This is a genomic window from Bosea sp. RAC05, from assembly GCF_001713455.1.
Classification (GTDB): Bacteria; Pseudomonadota; Alphaproteobacteria; order Rhizobiales; family Beijerinckiaceae; genus Allobosea.
Genome location: NZ_CP016464.1, coordinates 3,803,378 through 3,827,624 on the forward strand (window position 1 = coordinate 3,803,378; position 24,247 = coordinate 3,827,624).

Annotated in this window: 20 protein-coding genes and 1 tRNA gene; 6 read left to right on the forward strand and 15 right to left on the reverse strand. The window is 69.0% G+C overall.

Annotated features, from left to right (window positions below; genetic code table 11):
* Positions 1–102 precede the first annotated feature (102 nt).
* From BSY19_RS21495 to BSY19_RS21510, 4 genes are all read right to left on the reverse strand, one after another.
* Complete coding sequence (locus BSY19_RS21495; protein WP_069055927.1) at positions 103–816, reverse strand: MOSC domain-containing protein; 714 nt, start codon at positions 814–816, stop codon at positions 103–105.
* On the reverse strand, positions 813–1,637 hold the full coding sequence (locus BSY19_RS21500) for an ABC transporter permease (RefSeq protein ID WP_069057296.1): 825 nt from the start codon (positions 1,635–1,637) through the stop codon (positions 813–815). The genes BSY19_RS21495 and BSY19_RS21500 overlap by 4 nt, the downstream gene beginning before the upstream one ends.
* A gap of 62 nt (positions 1,638–1,699) precedes the next feature.
* Positions 1,700–2,656, reverse strand: a complete 957-nt coding sequence (locus BSY19_RS21505) for an ABC transporter permease (protein ID WP_069055928.1) — start codon at positions 2,654–2,656, stop codon at positions 1,700–1,702.
* Positions 2,657–2,707: 51 nt separating this feature from the next.
* Positions 2,708–4,399 carry a peptide ABC transporter substrate-binding protein gene (locus BSY19_RS21510; RefSeq protein WP_083247758.1) on the reverse strand — a complete coding sequence of 564 codons (1,692 nt, stop codon included), beginning with the start codon at positions 4,397–4,399 and terminating at the stop codon, positions 2,708–2,710.
* Positions 4,400–4,631: 232 nt separating this feature from the next.
* On the opposite strand from BSY19_RS21510, the gene BSY19_RS21515 reads away from it, so the two are divergent.
* The 5 genes from BSY19_RS21515 (at position 4,632) to BSY19_RS21535 (ending at position 11,094) form a co-directional block, all read left to right on the forward strand.
* Positions 4,632–5,966 (forward strand): NAD(P)/FAD-dependent oxidoreductase, encoded by a 1,335-nt coding sequence (locus BSY19_RS21515; RefSeq protein ID WP_069055929.1) that lies wholly within the window; start codon positions 4,632–4,634, stop codon positions 5,964–5,966.
* Between the two features lie 87 nt (positions 5,967–6,053).
* A complete protein-coding gene (locus BSY19_RS21520; protein ID WP_069055930.1) occupies positions 6,054–7,397 on the forward strand; it encodes an amidase in 1,344 nt (447 codons plus the stop codon).
* Positions 7,398–7,468: 71 nt separating this feature from the next.
* Positions 7,469–8,791: an NAD(P)/FAD-dependent oxidoreductase gene (locus BSY19_RS21525; RefSeq protein WP_069055931.1), complete on the forward strand. Its 1,323-nt coding sequence runs from the start codon at positions 7,469–7,471 to the stop codon at positions 8,789–8,791.
* Between the two features lie 160 nt (positions 8,792–8,951).
* Entirely contained in the window at positions 8,952–9,620 is a 669-nt protein-coding gene (locus BSY19_RS21530) for a haloacid dehalogenase type II (RefSeq protein WP_069055932.1), read from the forward strand.
* Between the two features lie 4 nt (positions 9,621–9,624).
* Positions 9,625–11,094 (forward strand): aldehyde dehydrogenase family protein, encoded by a 1,470-nt coding sequence (locus tag BSY19_RS21535; RefSeq protein ID WP_069055933.1) that lies wholly within the window; start codon positions 9,625–9,627, stop codon positions 11,092–11,094.
* A 169-nt stretch (positions 11,095–11,263) separates the two neighbouring features.
* Here the strand turns inward: BSY19_RS21535 and BSY19_RS21540 are convergent, their stop codons facing one another.
* A complete protein-coding gene (locus BSY19_RS21540) occupies positions 11,264–12,541 on the reverse strand; it encodes an NAD(P)/FAD-dependent oxidoreductase (RefSeq protein WP_069055934.1) in 1,278 nt (425 codons plus the stop codon).
* A gap of 184 nt (positions 12,542–12,725) precedes the next feature.
* On the opposite strand from BSY19_RS21540, the gene BSY19_RS21545 reads away from it, so the two are divergent.
* Positions 12,726–13,601: a GNAT family N-acetyltransferase gene (locus tag BSY19_RS21545; RefSeq protein WP_069055935.1), complete on the forward strand. Its 876-nt coding sequence runs from the start codon at positions 12,726–12,728 to the stop codon at positions 13,599–13,601.
* A gap of 107 nt (positions 13,602–13,708) precedes the next feature.
* Here the strand turns inward: BSY19_RS21545 and BSY19_RS21550 are convergent, their stop codons facing one another.
* From BSY19_RS21550 to BSY19_RS21595, 10 genes are all read right to left on the reverse strand, one after another.
* The gene (locus tag BSY19_RS21550; RefSeq protein WP_210184465.1) at positions 13,709–14,185 is read right to left on the reverse strand and encodes an Lrp/AsnC family transcriptional regulator; all 477 of its coding nucleotides are present in this window, start codon (positions 14,183–14,185) and stop codon (positions 13,709–13,711) included.
* A 118-nt stretch (positions 14,186–14,303) separates the two neighbouring features.
* Complete coding sequence (locus BSY19_RS21555) at positions 14,304–15,698, reverse strand: aminotransferase class III-fold pyridoxal phosphate-dependent enzyme (protein ID WP_069055937.1); 1,395 nt, start codon at positions 15,696–15,698, stop codon at positions 14,304–14,306.
* A gap of 42 nt (positions 15,699–15,740) precedes the next feature.
* Positions 15,741–16,175 carry a helix-turn-helix transcriptional regulator gene (locus BSY19_RS21560; RefSeq protein ID WP_210184391.1) on the reverse strand — a complete coding sequence of 145 codons (435 nt, stop codon included), beginning with the start codon at positions 16,173–16,175 and terminating at the stop codon, positions 15,741–15,743.
* 166 nt (positions 16,176–16,341) lie between these two features.
* The gene (locus BSY19_RS21565; RefSeq protein ID WP_069055938.1) at positions 16,342–17,268 is read right to left on the reverse strand and encodes a 2-hydroxyacid dehydrogenase; all 927 of its coding nucleotides are present in this window, start codon (positions 17,266–17,268) and stop codon (positions 16,342–16,344) included.
* A 10-nt stretch (positions 17,269–17,278) separates the two neighbouring features.
* Positions 17,279–18,139, reverse strand: coding sequence for a GNAT family N-acetyltransferase (locus BSY19_RS21570; RefSeq protein WP_083247759.1), 861 nt, complete (start codon positions 18,137–18,139; stop codon positions 17,279–17,281).
* Entirely contained in the window at positions 18,139–18,858 is a 720-nt protein-coding gene (locus BSY19_RS21575) for a cupin domain-containing protein (protein WP_069055939.1), read from the reverse strand. Before BSY19_RS21575 ends, BSY19_RS21570 begins: the two co-directional genes overlap by 1 nt.
* A gap of 91 nt (positions 18,859–18,949) precedes the next feature.
* Entirely contained in the window at positions 18,950–20,299 is a 1,350-nt protein-coding gene (gene hemN / locus BSY19_RS21580; RefSeq protein WP_069055940.1) for an oxygen-independent coproporphyrinogen III oxidase, read from the reverse strand.
* A gap of 105 nt (positions 20,300–20,404) precedes the next feature.
* Positions 20,405–21,160 carry an SDR family NAD(P)-dependent oxidoreductase gene (locus BSY19_RS21585; RefSeq protein ID WP_069055941.1) on the reverse strand — a complete coding sequence of 252 codons (756 nt, stop codon included), beginning with the start codon at positions 21,158–21,160 and terminating at the stop codon, positions 20,405–20,407.
* Positions 21,161–21,216: 56 nt separating this feature from the next.
* A tRNA-Ile gene (locus BSY19_RS21590) sits at positions 21,217–21,292 on the reverse strand.
* A 127-nt stretch (positions 21,293–21,419) separates the two neighbouring features.
* Complete coding sequence (locus BSY19_RS21595; RefSeq protein ID WP_069055942.1) at positions 21,420–23,825, reverse strand: methyl-accepting chemotaxis protein; 2,406 nt, start codon at positions 23,823–23,825, stop codon at positions 21,420–21,422.
* Between the last annotated feature and the right edge of the window lie 422 nt (positions 23,826–24,247).

Below are 24,247 nucleotides of genomic sequence, written 5' to 3' on the forward strand. Positions count from 1 at the left end.
GGCGAGCGCAGCGAAGCAATCCAGGAGCCGTCGAGCGAACCCGTCTGGATTGCTTCGCTGCGCTCGCAATGACGCGGAAAGGGCTCGCCAGCCTCCCGAGCGTTACGACAGGCTCACCACATCGCCGGCCCGAATCTCGCCGGGCACGACCACATCGCAATAGATCCCGAAATTGCGCCCGTAGCGCTTCACGATCGTTCGCAGCAGTTCGACATCGAGCGGCAGCCCCTCCTGCTCGATCGTGATGAAGCCACAGCGCCCGCAGGGCTCGCGCCCCTTCAGCACGACGTCGCCGATGTGGATCTCCCGGCCGATCCAGTCCTGCTCCGGCATCGCCTCGGCCCCATCGGGCCAGTCGACGACGAGACTCGGGCGGAAGCGGCGTTCGTCGATGACGCTCTCGGGATGATCCCGTTCGAGGCTGCGCATCGCCGCCGTGGTGACGACGTGCAGCGGGGCATGCTCATAGCGCGGCCGGAATCCCTCGCCGGGAACGGGATCGAAGGGCTTCAGCAGCGGCCGGAATCCGAAGATGTCGGCCAGCGCCTCGATCGTCCGCGGATCGTCAGGCTCCGCCCAGCTCTCGCCATCGGCGGAGATGGCCACGCCCTTGCCGGTGAAGCGCGCATGGCCACGCGGCACCTGGATGAAATGGTTTTCGCGCCCCGGTGAGGCGATCCGCCCGGTCGCCGCATCCATAAGGCCCCAGATGCGATCGCCGGTGATGCCCGACGGGCCGACCGGCGCCCGCTCCAGCCGCTCTCCGCCCATCGAACTGACCGGATAGCGCCAGAGCGAGGCGACCGATCCCGTCACGGCAGATCCATGCGCGGGTCGAGTGCGTCGCGCAGGCCATCGCCGACGAAGTTGAAGCTCGTCACCGCCAGCGTGATCGCGGCGCCGGGAATGATGGCGAGCCAGGGCGCGCTCGTCAGGTAGCTCTGCGCGTTCTCCAGCATGTTGCCCCAGCTCGGCGTCGGCGGCTGGATGCCATAGCCGAGGAAGGAGATGTAGCTCTCGGCCAGGATCGCATGGGCGACGTTGAGCGTGGCCGCGACCACGATCGGCGCGATCGCATTGGGCAGGAGTTCGCGCACCATGATGCGCATGTTGCTCGACCCCATCGCGACCGCGGCCTGGGCGAATTCCCGCGTCCGCAGCGAGCGGATCTGCGCCTCGACGACGCGGGCGACCTCCATCCAGGAGGTCATCGCGATCAGCATCACGATCGACGGCACCGAGGGCTGGATCAGCGCCGAGATCGCCAGCAGCAGGAAGATCGTCGGGAAGCACAGCATCGCGTCGACGAAGCGCATCAGCGCCGCGCCGATCACGCCCTCGTAGAAGCCCGCCGCGACGCCGACCGCGATGCCGATGCCCATCGCCAGCACCATCGCGCAGAAGCCGACCGACAGGGAGATCCGCCCCGCCATCAGGAGCCGGGCGAGGATGTCGCGCCCGAGCGGGTCCGTGCCAAGGATATGCGGTCCACCGAACGGCGGCGCGAAACGCTGGCGGATGTCGATGAAGGTGTCGCTATAGGGCAGGAGCCAGGGCCCGATCACGCAGGCGAGCGTCATCAGGATGATCGTCACGGCCCCGAAGACCGCGAGCTTGTGGCGTCGGAAGCGGCGCATGCCGCGGCCGTTCCAGAAGCCCTCCGATCGGGCGGGCAGGGCGTCCAGGGTCGGTTCGAGACTCATCGGCCGCTCCTGGCGATGCGGGGATCGGCGACGCCGTAGAGCAGGTCGGCGAGCAGGCTGCCGAGCAGCACCATCACGGCGGTGAACATCAGGATGCCCATCACCACCGGATAGTCGCGGTAGCTGATCGAATCGAGGAAGAGCCGGCCCATGCCGGGCCAGGTGAACACCGTCTCGGTGACGAGCGCCCCCGAGAGCAGCGAGGGCACATGCAGGCCGGTGATCGTGATCATCGGCAGGAGCGCGTTGCGCAGCACATGCTTCATCAGGATCTGCCGCTCCGGCACGCCCTTGGCCCGGGCGGTCCGGACGAAATCCTGGTTGATCACGTCCAGCATCGAAGAGCGCATGTAGCGGCTCCAGACGGCGGTCGAGACCAGCGCCAGCACGATGCAGGGCCCGATCAGATGGTGCAGCCGGTTCAGGAAGGAGCCGTCGCCGATGGTGAAGCGGTTGCCCGAGGGCAGCCAGCCCAGCCCCACCGAGAAGACATAGATGACGACGAGCCCGAACCAGAAGGTCGGGATCGACAGCGCGATCATCGTGCCGATCGTGGCGATGCCGTCGAACAGCGAATACCGCTTCACCGCGCCGATGATGCCGATCCAGGCGCCGATCAGCATGGCGAGCAGCGTCGAGCTCAGCATCAGCTCGAGCGTCGGCCCGATATGGCCGCCGATGATGTGCAGCACCGGCTGCTGGTCGCGGTAGGAGCGGCCCCAATCGCCGCTCAGCATCCGCCAGAGCCACTCGGCATACTGCACCGGCAGCGGCCGGTTCAGCCCGAGTTGCTCGGTGATGCGGTCGAGATCCTCCTGGGTCATCTCGCCGCCGGCCGCGAATTGCGAAAGCGGCCCGCCCGGAGCCAGATGCAGGATCGCAAAGCCGATCATCGAGACGATCAGCAGCAGCAGCAGGGCCTGCATCAGCCTTTGCAGAAGAAAGCCGCTCATGGCGCGCTCGGCTTCGCGGTGCGTTGGTCCGGGCGGGGGCGCGTCATGGTCTCAGCGCGCCCAGTACCAGCTGCCCATGTTCCAGGTGTTCTGGCGGGCATTGACGTTGGGCTCGTAGCCGATCAGGCCTTCCTTGTAGCCCTCGACCGGGGCGTACTGGAAGATCGGCAGGATCGGCAGTTCCTCGCGCGCGATCTCCTGAAGCTTCCAGTAGATCGCCTTGCGCTTCTCCTGGTCGAACGTCGTCTGGCCATCCTTCAGAAGCTGGTCGACCTCGGCGTTGGCCCACTGCATCTGGTTGGCACCGGCGCCGCTCTTGGCGGGAATCGCATCGGAGGCGAAGCGCGCCGCCGGATCGGGATCGATCACGGTGCGGAAGGCGGTGCCGACGATCAGCGATTCGAATTTGGAGCGCGTATAGAACTCGCCCCAGATCACGGCCGCCGGCATGTTGTTGATCGTCATCTTGGCGCCGATCTGGGCCCAATCCTGCATCATCAGCTGCTGGGCCTGTTCGCGCAGCGCCGCGCCGGTCGTGGTCGAGACGGCGAAGGTCAGCGGCACGCCGTCCTTCATGCGCGTACCGGAGCCCGAGCGCTTCCAGCCAGCGTCGTCGAGGATCTTGTTGGCCAGCGCGAGATCGTAGACGTGCTTGGGCAGGTTGGGATTGTAGGCCCAGGAATCCTGCGGCGAGAAGGATTCGGTGGGGATGTGCAGGCCGTAATAGATGATGTCGATGATCGCCTGCTTGTTGAGCGAGGCGTACAGCGCCTTGCGCACCGCCTTGTCCTTCAGCACCGGATGCTCGAGGTTCGGCATCAGCATTTCGAGCGAAGCGCTCGGGATCTTCACGACCTTGCGGCCGGGCAGCTTCACGGCTTCGGCATAGAAGTTGGCGGGGATGCCGGTGCCGATGATCAGATCGACCTGGCCGGTGCGGAACTGGGCGTAGAGTGAGGTCTGCTCCGGCACGTATTTGAGAACGGCGCGCTCCAGATAGGGGCCCTTGCCGTGGAACTTGTCGTTGGCGACGAGCTGGATGTTGTCACCCGGCGTGCGCGTGCCCCATTTGAACGGGCCGGTGCCGACCGGCGCCTGGTTGAACGGCGCGGTGTTCGGGTCGGCCGCCTTCTCCAGGATGTGCTTGGGCACGATGAAGGTGTTGGAGAGCAGCGCCAGATAGGGCGCATAGGCCTTCTCCATCCGCCAGGAGAGCTCCAGCGGGCCGGTGACCTTGATGTCCCGGACGAAGGCGTGGCCGACGCGCGTGCGGGCCTTGAAGCCTGGCGCGTTGATCAGCTCGAGCGTGTACTTGACGTCTTCCGCCGTGAACGGCGTGCCGTCATGCCAGGTCACGCCGGGACGCAGCTTCACCTTCCAGGCCAGGCCGCCCTCCGAGATGCCGCCATTGGCCTCGCTGGGAATCTCGACGGCAAGGTCGGGGATCAGGTTGCCCTTGGGGTCGGCCACCCACATCGTGTTGAAGATCTGCATCCAGACCGTCTCGTCGACCTCGATGCCGGGCATCAGCGGGTTGAAGGCGGTCGGCTCCTGCGAGAGGCCGACGACGACCTGTCCCGTGGGCTTGGCCGGCGGCGGCGGCGCGGGCCTGGTCTGGGCGCGGGCGCTGCCCACGCCCGAGGCCGCGAGGAGGCCGCCCGCGCCGAGCGCGAGCAGGTCGCGGCGGTGAATGGCGGGCATCGGGAAAGCGGACGTCACGCTGCCGTCGGACTTCTTGGTCATCGGAAACCCCTCGTTATGAGCGATGAGCCCGCGTCTGCGGCAGGCACTCGCGGTTGGCCGATTGTCGGCCTTCCCTTCACGCTAGGCGAGGTCGGCGGTATCGAACACCGATGATCTCGGACAGGTGCACAGATTATGCCGTTTGACGGCACGCCTTTGGCATAGGCTTCTGCCGCGATGCGGTGCTATCGAGGCCCCGTTTCCGGCCCATGCCGAAGGATCGAACGCTGCCATGTCGCCCCCGGTCACACGCATCCACAGCGACGAGACGCTGCCCCCTCAGGCCGACGTCGTAGTCATCGGCGGCGGCGTCGCCGGCATCACCGCGGCGTATAATCTCGCCAAGAAGGGCCATTCGGTCGCGGTGGTCGAGAAGGGCTATGTCGCCGGCGAGCAGTCGAGCCGGAACTGGGGCTGGTGCCGCCAGCAGAACCGGGACCTGCGCGAACTCCCCCTCGCCCAGCGCGCGTTGGAAATGTGGAAGGGCATGAACGAGGAACTCGGCGCCGAGACCGGCTTCCGCCACACCGGCCTCGTCTATGTCACGACCAAGCCGTCCGATCTCGCGGCCTGGTCCGGCTGGATCGACAAGGCCCGCGAGATGCAGATGCACAGCCGCGTCCTCTCCGCCGCCGAGGCCAGGGAGATGTCCCCGGGCTCGACCGAGAACTGGATCGGCGGCGTGCATTCGCCCAGCGACGGCAAGGCCGAGCCGGCGCTGGCCGTGCCGGCTTTCGCCGAGGCCGCGCGCCGGCTCGGCGTCACCATCCACCAGGACTGCGCGGCGCGCGGTCTCGAAACCACCGCAGGGCGTGTCTCGGCCGTCGTCACCGAAAAGGGCACGATCAGGACCAGCAGCGTGCTCGTCGCCGGCGGCGTCTGGACCTCGATGTTCTGCCGCCATCACGGCATCGACATGCCGCTTGCAGGCGTGCAGTCGACGTCGATGTTCACCGCGCCGATTTCCGGCCCCGACATCACGCTGGGCGGCATCTCGACGCCGGACGTCACCTTCCGTCGCCGGCTCGATGGCGGCTACACCATCGGCATCAGCGGCCGCGGCCTGCTGCGGCTCAGCCCGCAGGGGATGATGTATGCCAGGCCGTTCTGGCGCACCTTCAAGAAGCGCCACAAGCTTCTGACCATCACCGCGGATAAGACCTTCTTCGCCGGGCCGGAGGCGCTGATGCGCTGGAGCAACGACAGCATCTCGCCCTTCGAGCGGATGCGCACCTTCGATCCGCCGCCGCAGGAGAAGCTGATCACCTTCGCGCTGAAGCGCATCGCCGAGATCTATCCGCAGCTGGCCGATGTGAAGATCGTGCAGAAATATGGCGGGCTGATCGACTTCACGCCCGACTGGGTGCCGGTGATCTCTCCCATCGACAAGCTGCCGGGCCTTTATGTCTCCGCCGGCTACAGCGGCCACGGCTTCGGCGTCGGGCCGGCCGCGGGCAAGCTCGCGGCCGACCTCATCACCGGCGACGCCCCCATCGTCGATCCCCACCCCTACCGCTACAGCCGCCTCGTCGACGGCTCCGATCTGGGCGAACCCGGTCTGATGTGAGCGGGGGTTAGGCCCCCCGGCGCCGGCATGGATTTCGCCGGCGCGCAGCGGTAAGCCGGACGCCTGACTGCATCAGGAGAGACGATCATGCTGCGGACCGTGCAAGGCTGCGCCGAGGCCCTCGCGAGCGGCGCCACGACGTCGCGCGCCCTGGTCGAGGACTCCCTGACGGCGATCGCCGATCGGGCAGGCGAAGGTGCCCGCACCTTCATCTCCGTTTCAGCCGAATCCGCTCGTGCCGCGGCCGACGCCCATGACGCCCTGCGCCGGGCCGGCCGTCAGCCATCGCCCTATGCCGGCATCCCCTTCGCGGTGAAGGATCTGTTCGACGTCGCCGGCGAGGTTTCGAAGGCGGGCTCGCGCGCGCTCGCCGACGCCACCCCGGCCAGAGCCCATGCCCCGACGATCGCGCGCATGCTGGCGGCCGGCTTCATCCCTGTCGGCCGCACCAACATGACCGAGTTCGCCTATTCCGGCATCGGCGCCAACCCGCATTACGGCACGCCGCTCAGCCCCTGGGACCGCGCCTCCGCGCGCATCCCCGGCGGCTCCTCCTCCGGCTCGGCGGTGGCGGTCGCCGACGGCATGGCGGTCGTCGCGCTCGGCAGCGACACCGGCGGCTCCTGCCGCATCCCCGCCGCGCTTTGCGGCATCGTCGGCTACAAGCCGACCGCGCGGCGCGTGCCCCTCGACGGGGTCGTGCCGCTCTCGGGCAGCCTCGATTCGCTCGGGCCGCTCGGCGCCAGCGTCGCCTGCTGCGCGATCGTCGATGCGATCCTCGCCGGAGACGTCCCTGCCCTTCCGGCGCCGCGCCCACTCGCGGGCCTGCGCCTCGCCATTCCCCGCGAGATCATGCGCGACGGCATGGACGCAACCGTCGCCACCACCTTCGAACGCGCCGTCGCGGCGCTGGCGGCGCTGGGCGCCCGGATCACCGAGACCTCGTTTGCGCCGCTGCTCGACATCGCGCCCGCGATGAGCCGCGGCGGCCTCACAGGCCCGGAATCCTATGACTGGCATCGCGATCTGCTCGCCGCGAAGGGCGCGCTCTACGATCCGCGCGTGCGCAGCCGCATCGAGGCCGGCGCCGCAATGACAGCCGCCGACTATGTCGCCCTGACCGCGGCACGCCGTCGCATCATCGCGGCGATGGACGCGCGGACCGCCCCCTTCGACGCGCTGCTGATGCCGACCTGCCCGATCGTGGCGCCGCGCATCGCAGAGCTGGCCGAGGACGTGGAATACTACCGTCTCAACGCGCTTCTGCTGCGCAATCCCAGCCTCGGCAACTTCCTCGACCGCTGCGCCATCAGCCTGCCCTGCAACCGCCCCGGCGAGGCCCCCGTCGGCCTGATGCTGATGGGGGAGACCGGTGGCGACGCGGCTCTGTTCGCGGTCGCGGCCGCCGTCGAGGCGGCATTGGCCGCCTGATGCGAAAATGATCCAAGGCAGCGGCACCAAACGCCGCTAGTGGTCCGGCCTGGATCCGCCGGAGACCTGCCATGAGCCCCACGATCAAGCCCATCGCCAGCGACGCCGCCCTGCCCGCTCAGGCCGATGTCGTCGTCATCGGCGGCGGCATCGTCGGCGCAGCGGCGGCGTATTTTCTGGCGAAGCGCGGCCGCTCGGTGGCGCTCGTCGAGAAGGGCGTCGTCGGCGGCGAGCAGTCCAGCCGCAACTGGGGCTGGTGCCGCCAGCAGAACCGCGACGCCCGTGAATTGCCGCTCGCGATCCGCTCCATGGAGCTGTGGGACGCACTTGCCGCCGAGATCGGCGAGGATCCCGGCTTCCGCCGCTGCGGACTGGTCTACACCAGCAACGACGCCGCGCAGATCGCGCAATGGGAGCGCTGGCGCGAGACGGCCCGGCAGTTCGGCGTCGAGACGCGGATGCTGAGCGGCCCGGAAGCCTCCGCCATGACGGCGGGCACCGGCCGCACCTGGCTCGGCGGCGTGCATTCGATGACCGACGGCAAGGCCGAGCCGGCGCTCGCCGCGCCGGTGCTCGCGCTCGGCGCCCGCAAGCATGGCGCGACGATCCATCAGGGCTGCGCAGCGCGCGGGCTCGACGTGACCAATGGCACCGTCACCGGTGTCGTGACCGAGACAGGCACGATCCGCACACAGTCGGTCATCCTCGCGGGCGGCGCCTGGGCCTCGGGATTCTGCCGCCATCACGGCGTCGTCTTCCCGCAGGCCAGCATCCGCGCCACCAGCCTGCGCACGGAGGTGGCGCCGGCCTGGCTGGAAGCCTTCTACACCCCGGAGATCGCCCTGACGCGACGGCTCGACGGCAGCTACACCATCGCCATCAGCGGCAAGGGCACGCTCGAGCTGACGCCACAGGGCATCCGCTTCGCCCGCCAGTTCATGCCGATGTTCGTCAAGCGGCTGAAGGCGGTGGAGTTCGGCATCGGCTCCTCCTTCTTCAACGGGCCTGAAGCTCTGGGCAGCTGGACGCTCGACAAGGAAACCCCGTTCGAGCGCATCCGCGTGCTCGACCCCGCCCCCAGCCAGAAGGCGATCGCGACCCTGCTGGAGCGCGCCCATGCGCTCGTGCCGGCCCTGCGCGCCGTCCCTGTGCGCGAAAGCTGGGGCAGCTACATCGACTCGACGCCCGATGCCGTGCCGGTGATCTCGCCGACCGTGGGCCTGAAGGGCCTCGTCCTGGCCGCCGGCCTCAGCGGCCATGGCTTCGGGCTCGGCCCCGGTGCCGGCCATCTCGCCGCCGATCTCGCCACCGGCGACACCCCGATCGTAGACCCCCGCCCCTTCCGCCATGCCCGCCTCCTCGACGGGTCGCAGGGCGAGGTCGGCGAGTTCTGAAGCGCCCACCGGCGGCGTGGCAATCCATGCTGCCGATGCCCGATTGATCGGCAGATTCTTGGGCGGCCCGCCCGCAAATCCGCGCCCGCCCCTGCCTCCTGTCGCTAGTCTCGCCTCATCGGCGGCTGTGTCCGCCCCTTCGACAGAGCGAGTGCGGACCATGACCACCTGGCGGCCGAAATTCATCACCTTCGACTGCTACGGCACCCTGATCTATTTCGAGATGGGCCCCGCCGCGCGTCGCGTCTATGGCGCGCGCCTGTCGCCTGCGCAGATGGACGCCTTCGTCGAGGATTTCAGCAGCTATCGCCTCGATGAGGTGCTCGGCCCCTGGAAGCCCTATCAGGACGTCGTCCGCAACGCCGTCGCGCGCACCTGCAAGCTCCACGGCTTCGCCTATGACCCCGCCGATGCCCAGGCAATCATCGACGAGATCCCGACCTGGGGCCCGCATCCCGACGTGCCGGCCGGCCTCGCCAAGGTCGCGAAGGAAATCCCCCTCGTCATCCTCTCGAACTCGATGACCGACCTGATCCCGCATTCGGTCGCCCGGCTCGGCGCGCCCTTCCATGCTGCCTACACGGCGCAGGAGGCCCAGGCCTACAAGCCCCGCATGCAGGCCTTCGAATACATGTTCGACCAGCTCGGCTGCGGGCCGCAGGACGTGATGCACTGCTCGTCCAGCTTCCGCTACGACCTGATGACGGCCCATGACATGAAGATCGGCCAGCGCGTCTTCGTCAATCGCGGCCACGAGCCGCCCAACCCCTATTACGGCTACAGCGAGATCAGCGGCATCGACGGGCTCCCCGGCCTCGTCGGGCTCTGAGGCGATGACCGATTTCGCGCCGGATTCGGTCACCTTTTCGACCGGCCACTACATCGGCGGCGAGGTCGTCCAGGCGGGCGAGCGCATCGCCGTCGCCCGCCCTTCGGACGGCACGACTTACGCCGATCTGCCGATCGCCGGCGCCGCCATCGTCGACCGCGCCGTCACCAATGCGACGAAGGCGGTCGCGGCGAGCGGCTGGGCGACGCAGCCGCCGCGCGAACGCGCCCGCGTCCTGCGCCGCTGGGCCGACCTGATCGAGGAGCGCGCGGTCGAACTCGGCCGGCTCGAGTCGGTCGGCTCAACCCGGCCGATCGCCCAGGCTGTGACGGGAGACGTCGCCAGCGTCGCCGAGGGCATCCGCTTCTTCTCCGAATGGGCCGACAAGCTCGGCGGCGAGGTCGCGGCCACCCGCCAGGACCATCTCGGCCTGATCGTCTCGGAGCCCTATGGCGTCGTCGGCGCGATCACGCCGTGGAACTTCCCGCTCAGCATGGCCTCCTGGAAGGTCGGCCCGGCGCTCGCGGCGGGCAACGCCATCGTGCTGAAGCCCTCGGAGCTGACGCCGTTTTCGACTGTGCGGCTGGCGGAACTCGCCGTGGAAGCAGGCATCCCTGCCGGCATCTTCAATGTCGTGCAGGGCAATGGCGTCGTCACCGGCGATGCGCTGTCGCGCCACCAGGGCATCGCCAAGCTCTCCTTTACCGGCTCGACCCGCACCGGCATCGCCGTGATGAAGGCGGCCGCCGAAAGCGGCATCAAGCCGGTGACGCTGGAACTCGGCGGGAAGAGCCCGCAACTCGTCTTCGCCGATGCCGATCTGGACAAGGCCGCCGCCTGCATCGCCGGTTCGCTGCTCGCCAATGCCGGCCAGGCCTGCGTCGCCGGCTCGCGGCTGATCGTCCAGCGCCCGGTCATGGCAGAACTGGTGGCGCGGCTGCAGGCGAGGCTCGCCACGGTCACGCCGGGCCCGACCTGGAAGGCCGCGACGGGCTATGCGCCGATCATCTCGGAGACGCAGGCCCGGCGCATCGACGACATCCTCGAACGCAGCCGCCTGCAGGGCGCGGAATGCCTGCTCGGCGGGGCGCGCATCGAGGGCCATGGCGGCGCTTTCTACCAGCCGACGCTGCTTGCAGGCGTGACCGCACAGACGGCGGCGGTGCGCGAGGAGATCTTCGGCCCGGTGCTGACGATCCAGGCCTTCGACGACGAGGCCGAGGGGTTGAGCCTCGCCGACCATCCCGAATACGGGCTCGCGGCCGGCGTCTATACCGCCGATCTCGGCCGCGGCCTGCGCGCCATGCGGGCGCTCAAGGCCGGCACCGTCTGGATCAACCGCTACAGCCGCACGCTCGACTTCATCCTGCCGACCGGCGGCTACAAGAGCTCCGGCATCGGCAAGGACCTCGGCCGCCAGGCGGTGGAGGCCAATCTGCGCCACAAGACGGTGCTGATCGACATCGGCGGGTGAGCGAACAGCCTGCCCGCTCGCCTCGGAAACACCGCGTCATCCCGGCCGCAGCGAAGCGGAGCGCCGGGATCCATCGGAGGGCTCGGCGCCCGATGATGGATCCCGGAGCGGCGCGGCATTCGCCGCTTGTCCGGGATGACGCCGCGGTTCGTGCGCGAAGCGATCCGCCTCAGTGCCGCCAGTCCTGATAGCGGTAATACATCCCGACGAAGGGCAGGAACCAGGGCGGGCCGAAATGGCCGGGCACCACCGGCCAGTCGAGCCCGGCGAGCGGGTTGGCGGCGGTGTCCCCGCCCATCACCCGGGCCATGATCTTCCCCATATGCACCGACATCTGCGTGCCGTGGCCGCTATAGCCGGTCGCGTAGAACACGCCGTCGCGCTCACCGGCGCGCGGCAGCCGGTCGGCGGTCATGTCGACGAGCCCGCCCCAGCAATAGTCGATCCGCGTCTGCGCGAGCTGCGGGAACAGCTCGAGCATCCGCGCCTTCAGGATGGCGCCGCTCTTGGCGTCGGACGACGGGCTCGACAGGGCGAAGCGGGCCCGCCCGCCGAAGATCAGGCGGTTGTCGGGCGTCAGCCGGAAGTAGTTGCCGATGTTCATCGTCGTCGTCGCCGTGCGGCGCGTCGGCATGATCGAGGCGGCGAGATTGTCCGAGAGCGGCTCGGTCGCGATGATGAAGCTGCCGACGGGCACGATCCGGCGGCGCAGCCAGGCGAACGGCCCCTGGCGCGAGGCGCCGGTCGCCAGCAGCACCTGACTGGCTTCCAGCGACCCGCGCGTCGTGACGACGCGATGCGCCTGCCCGGCGATCCGCTGAAGCGACGTGACCGCGGCGCCTTCATGAATCTGGGCCCCCGCCCGGGCCGCGGCCTCCGCCAGACCGACGCCGAAGCGGCCCATATGCATATGCGCGCTGCGCGGGAAGACGAGCCCGCCATGGAAACCCGAGGAGCCGATCTCGCTCTGGACATCGCCCGGCGCGACGACCTCGAGATCGGGCTCGACGGTGGACTTGAGCAACTCGGCGCTCTTCTGGAGCTTGGCGAAATGGCCGGGCTTGGCCGCGAGCTTGATCTTGCCGGTGCGGGTGAAGTCGCAGTCGATCGCCTCCTCCTTCACCAGCGCCTCGACCGTGTCGACGCCGTCGTCGAAGACCCGGTAGAGCGCGCTCGCCCGCTCGATGCCGATCTGCGCCGCCAGCCCGCCGAGATCATGCGCCAGACCGTTGTTGCAATGCCCGCCATTGCGGCCCGAGGCCTCGCCGACGACGCGTCCGGCCTCCAGCACGGCAACGCGCGCGCCGGCCTTCGCCAGGCTGCGCGCGGCCGACAGACCGGTGAAGCCCCCGCCGATCACCGCGACGTCGACCTGGCCTTCGACCGGCTCCGTCGAGCCCGAAGTGAAGCGCGGCGCGGAGGCCAGCCAATAGGGTTCGAGCTTCATCGCGGATCGGCCTCGATCGGGAGCAGGGCCCGGCCGGCACCCGCGCGCAGGCGCGACGGGCCGCCGCGCCGGGGCGGAGAACACATAGCTTGCACGAGCCTAACCCGCTGTATTGTATGAATTATGCTATTCCCGAGCGGCCTCGGCGGCCCTATGATCGGCGACTTCCCGTGAGGCACAGGCCTTGGCTTACAGAACGGCAAAGCGCCGGCTCGGCTACGAGATCGCCATCCGGCCGATGGCGGAGGCCGATCTCGACCAGCTGCATCAGCTCTCGATCGGCGTCGGCTGGCCGCATCGCCCCGAGGACTGGCGCCTCGTCATCGGGCTCGGCCACGGCGTCGTCGCCTGCGACGCGATCGGCCGGGTGCTGGGCTCGGCGATGTGGTGGCCCTTCGGCGAGAGCTTCGCGACGGTGGGCATGGTCATCACCTCGCCGCGCCTGCAGGCGCAAGGTGCCGGCCGCGAGCTGATGGACATGATCTTCGCGCAGTCGGGCACGCGCGACCTGCGCCTCAACTCCACCAAGGCCGGCTACCGGCTCTACCGCTCGCTCGGCTTCGAGGCGATCGGCCGCGTCTTCCAGCATCAGGGCAAGGCGCTGCCGCCCGCTGCCCCGGTCGCCGCCCTGCCCGGCCTGCGCCCGGTGGTCCCCGGCGATCTCGACGCGCTCGCCCGCCTCGACGCGAGCGCCTATGGCGCCGACCGTCATCAGGCCCTCGCCGCGCTGCTCTCGACCTCGGTCGGCACGCTCGTGGAGCGTGACGGCGCGATCGTCGGCTTCGCCCTCTGCCGCCCCTTCGGCCGCGGCCATGTCGTCGGGCCCATCGTGGCGGAGGATGATGCGATGGCGATCGCCTTGCTCACGCCGCATGTCGAGGCCCATCAGGGCGAATTCCTGCGCGTCGACACCGCGCAGGAACAGGGCGCCTTCGGCGCCTTCCTCGAATCCTGCGGCCTGACGATCTTCGATACGGTCACCCCGATGATCCGCGGCCGCAGCCACGGCCCCAGCGGCCCCGCGCGCATCTTCGGGCTGGTCAACCAGGCGCTGGGCTGAATCCACTCGTCATTGCGAGCGCAGCGAAGCAATCCAGCTCCGCTCGCCCGACGTCCCCCTGGATTCCTTCGCTACGCTCGCAATGACGGGTCAGGGACCCGCGTCGCTCATACGTCGAAGAGAACCGGCAGCGGATAACCCGGCTTCTGGATCGGCGACTTGATCACGACATAGCTGAAGTACTTGGAGATGCCGATGTTGCGGTCGAGCAGGGTCTCGATCAGCGACTGGTAATGCGTCAGCCCGCGCGTGACGAACTTGACGAGATAGTCGTAGCCGCCGCTGACCATGTGGCACTCCACCACCTCGTCGACCCGGCGCAGGGCCGTCTCGAAGCGGATGAAATACTCCTTGGTGTGGTCGGCCAGCGTCACCTCGGTGAAGACGGTGATCGTCTCGCCGAGCTTCTGCAGGTTGATCGTCGCGCCATAGCCGGAGATGAACCCCGCCTGCTCCAGCCGCTTGACGCGCAGCAGGCAGGGGCTCGGCGAAAGGCCGACCGCATCGGCCAGATTGACGTTGGTGATCCGGCTGTTGTTCTGCAGCTCGATCAGGATTTTCATGTCGATGCGGTCGAGCCGCACGCCCGGTGTCACGTCGAAAGCCTCACCCCACCCCCGGCGCGCAGCCCCTCGCGGAGCCGCCGCCGTCGCGTCAACCTAGACCGTCGGCGCCTCCCGGCAAAGCAAGGATCGCGCCGCCTCAGGCCGCCTTTGCGGGCGCAAGAGCCGCCTGCACTTCGGGCAGATCGAGCATGTCGTCGAGCGTCTGGCGCAGGCGCGAGACGATCAGGTCGATCTCGCTCTCGCTGCAGCACAGCGGCGGCGCCAGCCCGATGATGTCGTCGGCGAAGGCGCGGAAGATCACGCCATTGGCATAGCCGCGAGCGAAGAGATGGTCGGCCAGCTTGACGCTGCGCGGCAGCTTGTCCTTGCTCGCCTTGTCGGCGACGAGTTCGATGCCGGCGAGCAGGCCGCGCGCCCGCACTTCGCCGACCAGCGGATGGTCGGCCAGGGTGGCGAGCCTCTTTTCGAAATAGGCGCCGACGCGCTGGCCATTGGCCAGAATGCCGCCCTCGTCATAGAGCCGGAGCACTTCGAGCGCGACGGCCGCCGAGACCGGGTGGCCGGAATAGGTCTGGCCATGGCCGATGGGGCCGCCCTCCGGGGCATTGTCCTTGATGCCGCGATAGATCTTTTCGCCGATCGCGAGTGCGCCCAGCGGCGCGTAGCCCGAGGTCAGCCCCTTCGCCATCGTCATCAGATCGGGCACGACGCCCTCCCCCTCGCAGGCGAACATCGGCCCCGTGCGGCCGAAGCCGGTGATGACCTCGTCGGCGAGGAACAGGATGTCGAGCTCAGTGGCCGTGTCGCGCATCGCCTTGAGCCAGCCCTTCGGCGGCACGATGACGCCACCCGAGCCGATCACCGGCTCGCAGAAGAACGCGGCGACATTCTCCGCGCCCAGTTCCGCCACCTTGGCGCGCAGCGAGGCGACGCTGGCCGCGATCACCGAGGCGTCGTCGGAGCCCGTCGGATTGCGATAGGCGTAAGGCGCGGCGACATAGTGCCGGACATGCGCCGGGAAGTCGAAATTCGCATGGAAGGCCGGCAGCGCGGTCACGCCCGCACCCGTCGAGCTCGAGCCGTGATAGCCGCGCTCCAGCGAGAGGATCGCCTTCTTCGTCGGCCGCCCGGTGACGTTGTAGTAGAACTGGATCAGCCGCAGCGCGCCATCGATGGCATCCGAGCCGCCGAGCGAGAAATAGATGTGGTTGAGGTCGCCCGGGAGGAGTTCGGCGAGCTTGGCGGCCAGCCGGATCGCGGGCTCGCTGCCGAAGGAGAAATAGCCTGTGGCATAGGGCAGTTCGCGCATTTGAGCGGCTGCCGCCTCGACGATGCTCTCATGCCCGTAGCCGACATTGACGCACCACAGCCCGGCGAAGCCGTCGATCAGCTCATGCCCTTCCGAATCCGTGATGAAGGCGCCCTTGGCCGACTTCATGATGGTGACGCCGCGCTTCTCGTGCCCGGCCCAGTTGGCGACGGGGTGGACCCAATGGAGGCGGTCGAGCGCTTCGAGCGAATTGACGGTCATGGCGGGCTCCTGCGGCGCAGATCGGTGTTGGTTTGACAGGGTTCAGGCGGCGCTCTGGAGCGAGGTCTCGCCCACCGGTCGCCGGCGCGGCATCCCGCCCATCTCGCGCAGGTAGCGTCCGGGCGTGAGGCCGCAGATGTTCTTGAAATGGCGCGAGAAATGGCTCTGGTCGAAGAAGCCGGCCTCGGACGCCGCCTGCGCCATCGGCACGCCGTCGCGCAGCAGCCGCTTCGCATAGCCGATCCGGCGATGGCAGATGTAGCGGTGCGGCGTCAGCCCGACCTGGCGGCGGAACACCGTCACGAAGCGGCAGACGCTCAGGCCCGCCAGCGCCGCGAGATCCTCGAGATAGATCGCATCGGTGAAATGGCGTTCGATATGACCGAGCGCGCGCCGGATCCCGTGGCTGGCGGGCAGCGCGGACATCGTCATCCCGCTCTCGTAAAGGGCGGGCTCGACCGGGGCTGGCTCGTGCATGGACCTCTTCGACCTCCGCGGACGGATCAGCCATCCTGCGAAGAGGTTAGAACGGCCGAGGAAGGCTTCGGCACGGCCTTCGGCGCCGCTCGCGACACGACCTGCCCATTTCGCGGTCCCGCGCAGCAGATCGTGCTTCGCTCAAGGGAAGACGCCGCGCCTGCGATCAGTAGCCGCGCTGTCGGTCGACCGCTCCCAGCAGCGGCTCGCCCGCCTTGTGGCGACGCAGGTTTTCCAGCACGAGGTCCACCGCCGTCTCGGGCTGGGTCATGCTGGCGATATGCGGGGTCAGCAGCACGCGCGGATGGCTCCAGAGCGGATGGCCCGGCGTCAGCGGCTCGGGCGTGCAGACGTCGAGCACCGCGGCCGAGATCTGGCCGCTGTCGAGCGCCGCCAGCAGCGCCTCCTGGTCGAGATGTCCGCCGCGGCCGACATTGACCAGCCGGGCGCCCTTCGGCAGTTGCGCGAAGAGTTCCGCGCCGAGCATGCCGCGCGTCTCCTCCGTCAGCGGCAGCAGGCAGACGAGGATGTCGGTCCGACCCAGGAAATCCGGCAGGCTCTCCGTGCCCGCAAAGCAGGTCACGCCCTCGATCTCACGCGCGGAGCGGCTCCAGCCCGCGACCTGGAAGCCGAGCGTGCGCAGCATCCGGCAGCAGGCCTCGCCGAGCATGCCGAGGCCGAGCACCCCGACCCGCCGCGTCGAGGCGGGGCGCACGCGGATCTGCTTCCAGACCTCGGCGCGCTGCTGGCCGACATAGTCGATCAGGTCGCGATGCAGGCCGAGCACAGCCATCGAGACATACTCGACCATGCCGTCGACGATGCCGGTCTCGATCATGCGCGCCACCGGCAGGTCCGGCGGCAGCTTCGACAGATCGAGATGGTCGACGCCCGCGCCCGAGGACATCAGCAGCTCGAGATTGGGGAAGCGCTCGGCCAGATCGTCCGGCGGCATCCAGGCGACGAAATAGCGGATCTCCGCGGGGTCGCCGACATCGGGCCAGATCCGGAAGGACAGCTCCGGCGCCTTCTCGGCGAGGATCTTCGCCCATTCGGCGCCGCGGACCGGATCCGACTTGTAGAGCAGTGCCATCGTCTTCCCTTCAGCCCAGCGCCTGGCTGGCGAGCGTGTAGCGGCGGACCGGGCCCGTCGGGGTCGGCAATGTGCCGCGAACCATGCTGTTGACGCGATCGACCGACTTCAGACCGGACCCGATCAGCAGATCGACGAGCGGAGAGCCGTCCTCGACATCCACCCGCACGAACTGCCCCTGCCGCGCTTGCAAGCCATGCGCCAGCAGCGCCTGCGCATCCGCGAGATCAGCAGCCACCACAGGGCCGATCACGAGCCCGCGCCCGAAGCGGCGCACCATGCTGAAGCCTGCGGCCTCGCCGTCGCGCATCAGCACCGTGCCCTCGCCTGCGCTGAGAACCGCCCGCAGCAGCGGGCCGCGCGGCAGGCCCGTAGCGGCTGCATCCAGCTGTGTCAGAACCGGCAGATCGGCAAGCGTAGCCGGGCGCAGCACTGCGCCCTCGGAAAGGATCGGTTCGGCGACGGCCCCGACCGCCCCCTGATACTGGCGGATCGCCCCGCAGAGGACGAAGCCGAGCTTCTCGTAGAGCGGCTGGCCGGCGACGGTGGCGTTGAGCAGGAGCGAACGCCCCTCCGCCTGCGCGAACAGGGCCTGCATCAGCCGCCGGCCGAGGCCGCCGCCCTGATGCTCCGGCGAGACGATGATCATGCCCAGCGTCGCATGATGCGCGCCATAGGGCCACCACAGCGCCGTCGCCACGACCTCTTCACCGAGCGTCGCGACGACGCCGCGGCCGAGCCCGATCGCCATCTCCCAATCCTCGGCCCGGTGCGGCCAGCTGACCGCACGGGCGAGGCCGGCGCAGGTTGCGGCATCGGCCGGCGCGATGTCGCGCAGCACGGCCGCTTCCCGGATCAGCGTATCGCCCATCAGCCGACGCTCTCCTGAACGACGTAGACCTTCGCGACATGGACGCGGCTGGTCCAGGCGCACGGCGCGCCCTGCGGCACGAAGACGGTCTCGCCCTTCGCCACGGTGACGACGGTGCCATCCGCCATGGTGAGATCGACCGCCCCCTCGAGGATGTGCATCAGCTCGGCCAGACGGTGCGGACGCGAAATCCGCGCATAGGGCGTCGAGTCCCACAGGCCGGCGCGCAGTTGCACGGCCTCGTCGGTGAAGACATTGTGGCTGCGGCATTGCGGCGACGGGCCGAGCAGGACCTCCGGCGCCGGCGGCGTCGAGGGCGACAGCGGCAGATCCCGGGTGATCAGCGTGGCACCGGGCATCGCGCTGGTGCCGGCCGTCTGCGCGTGGAAGGCGAGGAAGGTGCCCGGCGCCGCCTCGATCCGAAGCTTGGTGCCGCGCCCGATCACTACGGCGGTCTGGGGCGCAACGGTGAGCGCAGAGGCGCCCGCGACTGACAGCGTCAACGCGCCCGCCAGCACGACCAGCGTCTCGGTATGCGGGAAGGCGTCGATCTCGACGGCACCCGAAAAGGCGCATCTGCCGGCAGCCGCAGCCTCCGACCGCCAGGCGATCTCGCGGCCCGCCGCGAAGGGATCGGCCGGGCCGAGCCCCTGGCCCGGGGCGGAGGCGGGCGGCGCGGACGTCGCGCGGTGGAGCATCACGAGGGCGGGCGTCGTCATGGGCGGGGCGGTCCGTCGCTGTCGTTTCGGAGCGTCCAGCCGCTAAGGCAATCCATCGCCGGGGGATTGCACTATCTTTTCGATCCCTGCCTCACACGGCGCGGCTGTAGCGCCGCGCCGGCTGGTCGATATGCGCGTCGAAGGCCGAGGCGACCTTGCGCACCAGGAGCCGTGCCCGCTCCGGCAAGCGGATGACGGTACCGTCCTGATCCACCATCCCGTCCTGAACCAGCGGCGCGAGCCGGGCGAGCGAGGGCGCCAACAGCTCCGGATCGGCACCATGTCGCGCACAGACCGCCTCGACATCGACCGAAAGGTCGCACATCAGCCGCTCGATCAGATCCGCCCGCAGCCGGTCGTCGTCGCTGAGCCGGTAACCGCGCACCGTCGCCAGCCCACCATCACGGACGCGCTCGCCATAGCGGCCGGTCACGACCTCGTTCTGGACATAGCCCTGCGGCAGCCGCCCGATGGCGGAGGCGCCGAAGCCGATCAGCGCCTCGCAGCCATCGGTGGTGTAGCCTTGGAAATTGCGCCGCAGCTGCCCGCTGCCGAGCGCCTGCGCCATGTCGTCGTCGGGGCGAGCGAAATGATCGAGCCCGATCCGGACATAGCCGGCCGCGACGAGGCGCTGCGCCATCGCCTCCGCCTGCTCGTGACGCGCCGCGCCGTCAGGCAGCTCCGCCAGCGCGATCCGCTGCTGGTGTTTCTTGAAGTCCGGCACATGGGCATAGCCGAAGATCGAGAAGCGGTCCGGTGCCATCTCGAGGCAGCGTTCGACCGTCTCGATGCAGGAGGCGGTGCTCTGCCGCGGCAGCCCGTAGATCAAATCGAGATTGATGCCGCCAATGCCGGCCTCGCGCAGCTGGGCGATCACGGCGGTGGTCTGCCGGACGCCCTGGACCCGGTTGATCGCGCGCTGGACGTCCGGATCGAAGCTCTGCACGCCCAGGCTGGCGCGGTTGACACCGGCCTCGCGCAGCGCCTCGATCATCGCCGGCGCGAGATGGCGCGGGTCGATCTCGACCGCGATCTCGGCTTCTGGGTGTAGCGAGAAGCGCTCCCGCAACAGCGCGACGAGGTCGACGAAATTCGCTGGCGCCAGGATGGTCGGCGTGCCGCCGCCGAAATGGACATGGCGGACGTCGAGCGGCGTGGTCAGACGCGCCGCGACCGCCTCGATCTCCTGCCGGAGAACGCTCAGATAGGCGCCGATCGGCGGGTCGCGCAGCGCGACAGTGGTGTGGCAGCCGCAATACCAGCACATCGACCGGCAGAAGGGGACATGGAGGTAGAGCGAGCCCTTGGTGTCCGGCGCAAGCGCCCCAAGCCAGTCGCCATAGCAATCGCCATCGACCTCGGCCGCGAAATGCGGCGCCGTCGGATAGCTCGTGTAGCGCGGCAGACGTTCGTCGAGATAAGTCGTCCCAGGCGCTTGCACGGCCGTTTTCCCCTGCGCCGGTCGACCCGGCTTAGGCGGACGACCATAGGCACGCCGCCGCGCCCGTCTTTGCGCTAGAGCAAGTCGCGGCGCCCAGCCTGAGGCTCAGACCAGCCCGCCATCGACATGAAGCGTCTGGCCCGTGATGTAGGAGGCTTCCGTCGAGGCGAGAAAAGCGATGGCGGCCGCAACCTCCTCCGGCCGGCCGCGCCGTCCGATCGGGATGATCGCCTCCATCCGCGCGATCGCCTCGGCGGCGAGCTTGCTGCCCTTGCCCTCGTCCTTGCGGATCAGCCCGGGCGCGACCGCATTCACGGTGATCGCGTCCGCCGCCAGCTCCTGCGCCATCAGACGCACCGTCGTCTCCAGCGCGGCGCGGCTGGCGGCGGTGGCGGCGAAGGGCTGCATGTCGGTGCGCAGCGCATGGGCGGTGAAGGACGACGTCGCGACGATGCGCCCGCTGCCGCCGGCCTTCAGCAGCGGCCGCGCCATCCGCGCCAGCCGCAGGAGGGCAACAACGGAATCCTCGACGGCACCACGCAGCTCCGCCTCGGCCAGATCCATGATGCCGCCCTTGCGGGCATGCCCCGCCACGGCCGCAATGGCGTCGAGCCGGCCGAAGCGCTGATCGGCCAGTGCCACCGCGCGCTCCGCCGTCGAGGCCTCGGCGATGTCCCCCATCAGGGTAGCCACGACGGCGCCCGCCGCCCCCGCCGCTGCCGCGACCGCCGCGAGCCCGGCTTCGTTCGAGCCCGTATGCAGCACGAGCCCGACGCCGGGCCCAGCCAGCCGCAGGGCGGTCGCCCGGCCGATACCGCTGGCAGCACCGGTGACGAGATGGACGCGCTCGGGGGACACCATCGGCAGGAGGAACCTTTGCTGCGGTCTGAGACCGGATTCGCGGTTCTGATCGGAAGTGGTGGGCCGGGCCGGACTCGAACCGGCACCGGCGCTGTTATGAGCAGCGAGCTCTAACCATTGAGCTACCGGCCCGTGTCTCGCGTAGCATCGCCGCCGAGCCTGCGGCAAGCGTCATCCACCGGTCGCCCCAAAGCCGAAGGCCCCGCCATCTGCGGGATGGCGGGGCCTTTCGATGTCGTGCCGTTTGGTCTCTGGACGGTCAGGCGGCGTGGGCCATGGCATGGGCCTTGTCGGAGCCGTGGCCCTCGCGGAAGCGGAAGCGGGCGATGTGCTCGCTCAGCGCGCGGGTCTGCTCGTCGGTCAGCGCCAGCGCGGCGTTGGTTTCCTCGACCAGGGCTGCGTTCTGATGCGCCATCGAGCCGATGCCGTCGATCTCGGTGTTGATCGCCGAGACATCGCTGGCCTGGTTCTTCGCCGTCTGCGAGATGCCGTTCATCAGCCCGGTCAGGTCGTTCACCGAGGAGACGATCGCCTCGAACATCTGGGCGGTCTCCTCGACCAGCCCGACACCGACCTTGACGTCGCCATGCGCCGCCTCGACCAGCTTCTTGACGTCGTTGGAAGCATCCGCCGAGCGCTTGGCCAGGCTGCGGACCTCGGTGGCGACGACCGCGAAGCCCCGCCCGCTGTCGCCGGCCCGCGCCGCCTCGACGGCCGCGTTCAGCGCCAGCAGATTGGTCTGGAAGGCGATCTCGTCGATCATCGCGATGACCTCGGAGATCTTGTCCGAGGAGGTGCGGATGCGCTGCATCGCCTCGAGCGCGGATGCCACGACCTTCTCGCCCTGCTGGGCCTGACTCTCGGCGCCCTCGGCCATGCCCGTCGCCTGGGCCGCCTCGCTCGCCGTCTTCTTGACCGTGCCGGCGAAGGCGCCGAGCTGGTTGGTCGCCATCGAGACGGCGTTGCTCTCCTCGCTGGTGCGCTCGGCGAGATCGGTGACGCCGTCGAGGATCTCGGTCGTGGCGCTGCGGACGGCAGCGACCGTCTCGGACAGCTTGGCGAGCGTGCTCTCGAACTCCTCGGCCAGCGCATTGGTGCCGTTCTTCAGCTCGGCGAAGGCGCCCTGATACATCCCCTCGATGCGGGTCGAGAGATGGCCGGCCGAGAGTTCGGCGAGCACGTCGCAGGTCTCGGAGAGACCGCCCTGCACCGTCTCCAGCAGTTCGTTGACCGAACCCGCCAGCGCGTTCAGCTCGGCGTCCGTGAAGTTCGCCTGGACACGGCGGCTGAAATCGCCGGCGGCGGCCGCGGCCACGACCTCGCCGAAGGCGTCGCCGAGTTCCGCCATCATCGCGCGGCGCTGCTCCTGGGCCCGGGCATCGTCCTCGACCTTGGCGGCCTCGGCGGCGCGCAGCGCCACCGCATTGTCGCGGAACAGCAGCACGCTCTTCGAGATGTCGGAGATCTCGTCGTTACCCCGCGTGTCGACCACCGTCTCCAGGGCGCCGTCGGCGATCGCCCGCGTCGCCGCCCACAGCCGGTTCAGGCGCCCGATGATCGCAGGACGGACATAGAAGAGCGAGAGCGACAGGGCGATCAGCAGCGAGCCGATGCCGATCGCGCCCAGCCACATCTCGCTCTGCTGGATCAGGCTCGCCGTCGAGGCACTGGCGGCGACGGCCTCGCCGCGGGCGCCCTCGACCAGTTTGTCGACCTGGCCGCGCAGGGTTGCGGCGGCGCGGTCGACCGTCTTCAGCGTGGTGGCGATCTCGCCCAGCGTGGTCAGGTCGCGCTCGCGCATCTCGACGATGCCGGAACGCCCCTCGCCCATCGCGATGACGGCCTCGACGACCTGTCCGCGGAAGGGATTGGAGGACGCGGCCTCGGCGGCCTGCAACTCCATGCGGATGCGCATGGCGGTGGCCTTGAAGCGCTCGCGCGCGATGTCGAGGCGCGCCTTGTCGGGGATCTGCGCGGTCTCGCGCAGCATGCCCATCATCTCGTTGACCTGCGCCTCGAGCTTGCGGGCGAAGTCGAAGACGGGGAAGTCGCGGTCGTTCAGCGTCTTCATCGCCGCATCGAGCTGCTCGCCCGACAGGCCCTTGATGCTCTCGATGCCCATGGTGACGTTGAAGCGGGCCTCGTCGGCCTCGGAACCGACGACGCCGCTGAACACGCGCCCCGCCTTCCCGAGATTCTCGAGCAGGCCGTTCATCGCCGCCGCGTTGCGCATCCTGGCGCCGGTGAGGTCGTTGATCTCGTTGATGGTGCGCGAGAGCTCGTCGACCGCCTGCTGGGTCGCCTTCATGTCGAGCCCGCTGAGCGCACCGATCCGGCGGATCAGGTCGAACTGGCGCGCCTCGATCCGGTCGAGTTCACTGGTCAGGGCCGCGCGCTGCTGGACGTTCTCGACATCCATGAAGCGCGGCGCCAGCGCCGTCGACAAGGTCGCCGCCTGCGACAGTTCGAGCGCGAGCTCGACCATCGGCATCTTCTGTCCCGCCATGTCCTGAACCGTCTTGTCGACCCGGCCGAAGGAGAGCCAGGCGACGGCCGAGGCCACGATCGTCAGCGCGGTCATCAATCCCACGGCTGCATAGATCCGCGCGGCGATGCCGATGCGGAGCGGTTTGCGCTGGCGGGGGAGCTTGCTGGCCTTCGTCATCGATCGCTCTCCGGTATGCAACGCGACAGTGTCGATGAGGAAGCTGGTGCGGGGCTTTTGGAAGTCTCCGAGGGAGGCTGCCAAACGCAAGACTGCCATCAGCGCCGCGACATTCGGCAACCGAAGACGAGCCCCCGAACCGCTCCGCACCTCAACTGTCGTTAGGCGGGAACCTTGTTCAAACGACAAATCGTCCGGATGCGCTTAAAGAACGTTTAAGCTTGCGGATTCTTTTGAATCAGTCGCTCAGGACCCCGATTCAGCTACCGTTAGGGAATGTGACTCGCTTGTTTGCTCTTCGCGACCGGTTTTCGGCAATTGCGGGAGCGCCTTTTTGTCATCCCCTGCGGAGCCATGCCCGCCACCGCGCGCGCTGACGGCGCCGGGGCTGGCGGCGTCTGGGCGCCGCCCCGTCCAGGGTT

Bases quoted from the DNA above. Each gene is read 5' to 3' on its own strand.
- BSY19_RS21500 (WP_069057296.1), bottom strand. From the start codon at position 1,637: ATGCGCCGCTTCCGACGCCACAAGCTCGCGGTCTTCGGGGCCGTGACG.
- BSY19_RS21505 (WP_069055928.1), bottom strand. From the start codon at position 2,656: ATGAGCGGCTTTCTTCTGCAAAGGCTGATGCAGGCCCTGCTGCTGCTG.
- BSY19_RS21510 (WP_083247758.1), bottom strand. From the start codon at position 4,399: ATGACCAAGAAGTCCGACGGCAGCGTGACGTCCGCTTTCCCGATGCCC.
- BSY19_RS21515 (WP_069055929.1), top strand. From the start codon at position 4,632: ATGTCGCCCCCGGTCACACGCATCCACAGCGACGAGACGCTGCCCCCT.
- BSY19_RS21520 (WP_069055930.1), top strand. From the start codon at position 6,054: ATGCTGCGGACCGTGCAAGGCTGCGCCGAGGCCCTCGCGAGCGGCGCC.
- BSY19_RS21525 (WP_069055931.1), top strand. From the start codon at position 7,469: ATGAGCCCCACGATCAAGCCCATCGCCAGCGACGCCGCCCTGCCCGCT.
- BSY19_RS21530 (WP_069055932.1), top strand. From the start codon at position 8,952: ATGACCACCTGGCGGCCGAAATTCATCACCTTCGACTGCTACGGCACC.
- BSY19_RS21535 (WP_069055933.1), top strand. From the start codon at position 9,625: ATGACCGATTTCGCGCCGGATTCGGTCACCTTTTCGACCGGCCACTAC.
- BSY19_RS21540 (WP_069055934.1), bottom strand. From the start codon at position 12,541: ATGAAGCTCGAACCCTATTGGCTGGCCTCCGCGCCGCGCTTCACTTCG.
- BSY19_RS21555 (WP_069055937.1), bottom strand. From the start codon at position 15,698: ATGACCGTCAATTCGCTCGAAGCGCTCGACCGCCTCCATTGGGTCCAC.
- BSY19_RS21560 (WP_210184391.1), bottom strand. From the start codon at position 16,175: ATGCACGAGCCAGCCCCGGTCGAGCCCGCCCTTTACGAGAGCGGGATG.
- BSY19_RS21565 (WP_069055938.1), bottom strand. From the start codon at position 17,268: ATGGCACTGCTCTACAAGTCGGATCCGGTCCGCGGCGCCGAATGGGCG.
- BSY19_RS21570 (WP_083247759.1), bottom strand. From the start codon at position 18,139: ATGGGCGATACGCTGATCCGGGAAGCGGCCGTGCTGCGCGACATCGCG.
- BSY19_RS21575 (WP_069055939.1), bottom strand. From the start codon at position 18,858: ATGACGACGCCCGCCCTCGTGATGCTCCACCGCGCGACGTCCGCGCCG.
- BSY19_RS21585 (WP_069055941.1), bottom strand. From the start codon at position 21,160: ATGGTGTCCCCCGAGCGCGTCCATCTCGTCACCGGTGCTGCCAGCGGT.
- BSY19_RS21595 (WP_069055942.1), bottom strand. From the start codon at position 23,825: ATGACGAAGGCCAGCAAGCTCCCCCGCCAGCGCAAACCGCTCCGCATC.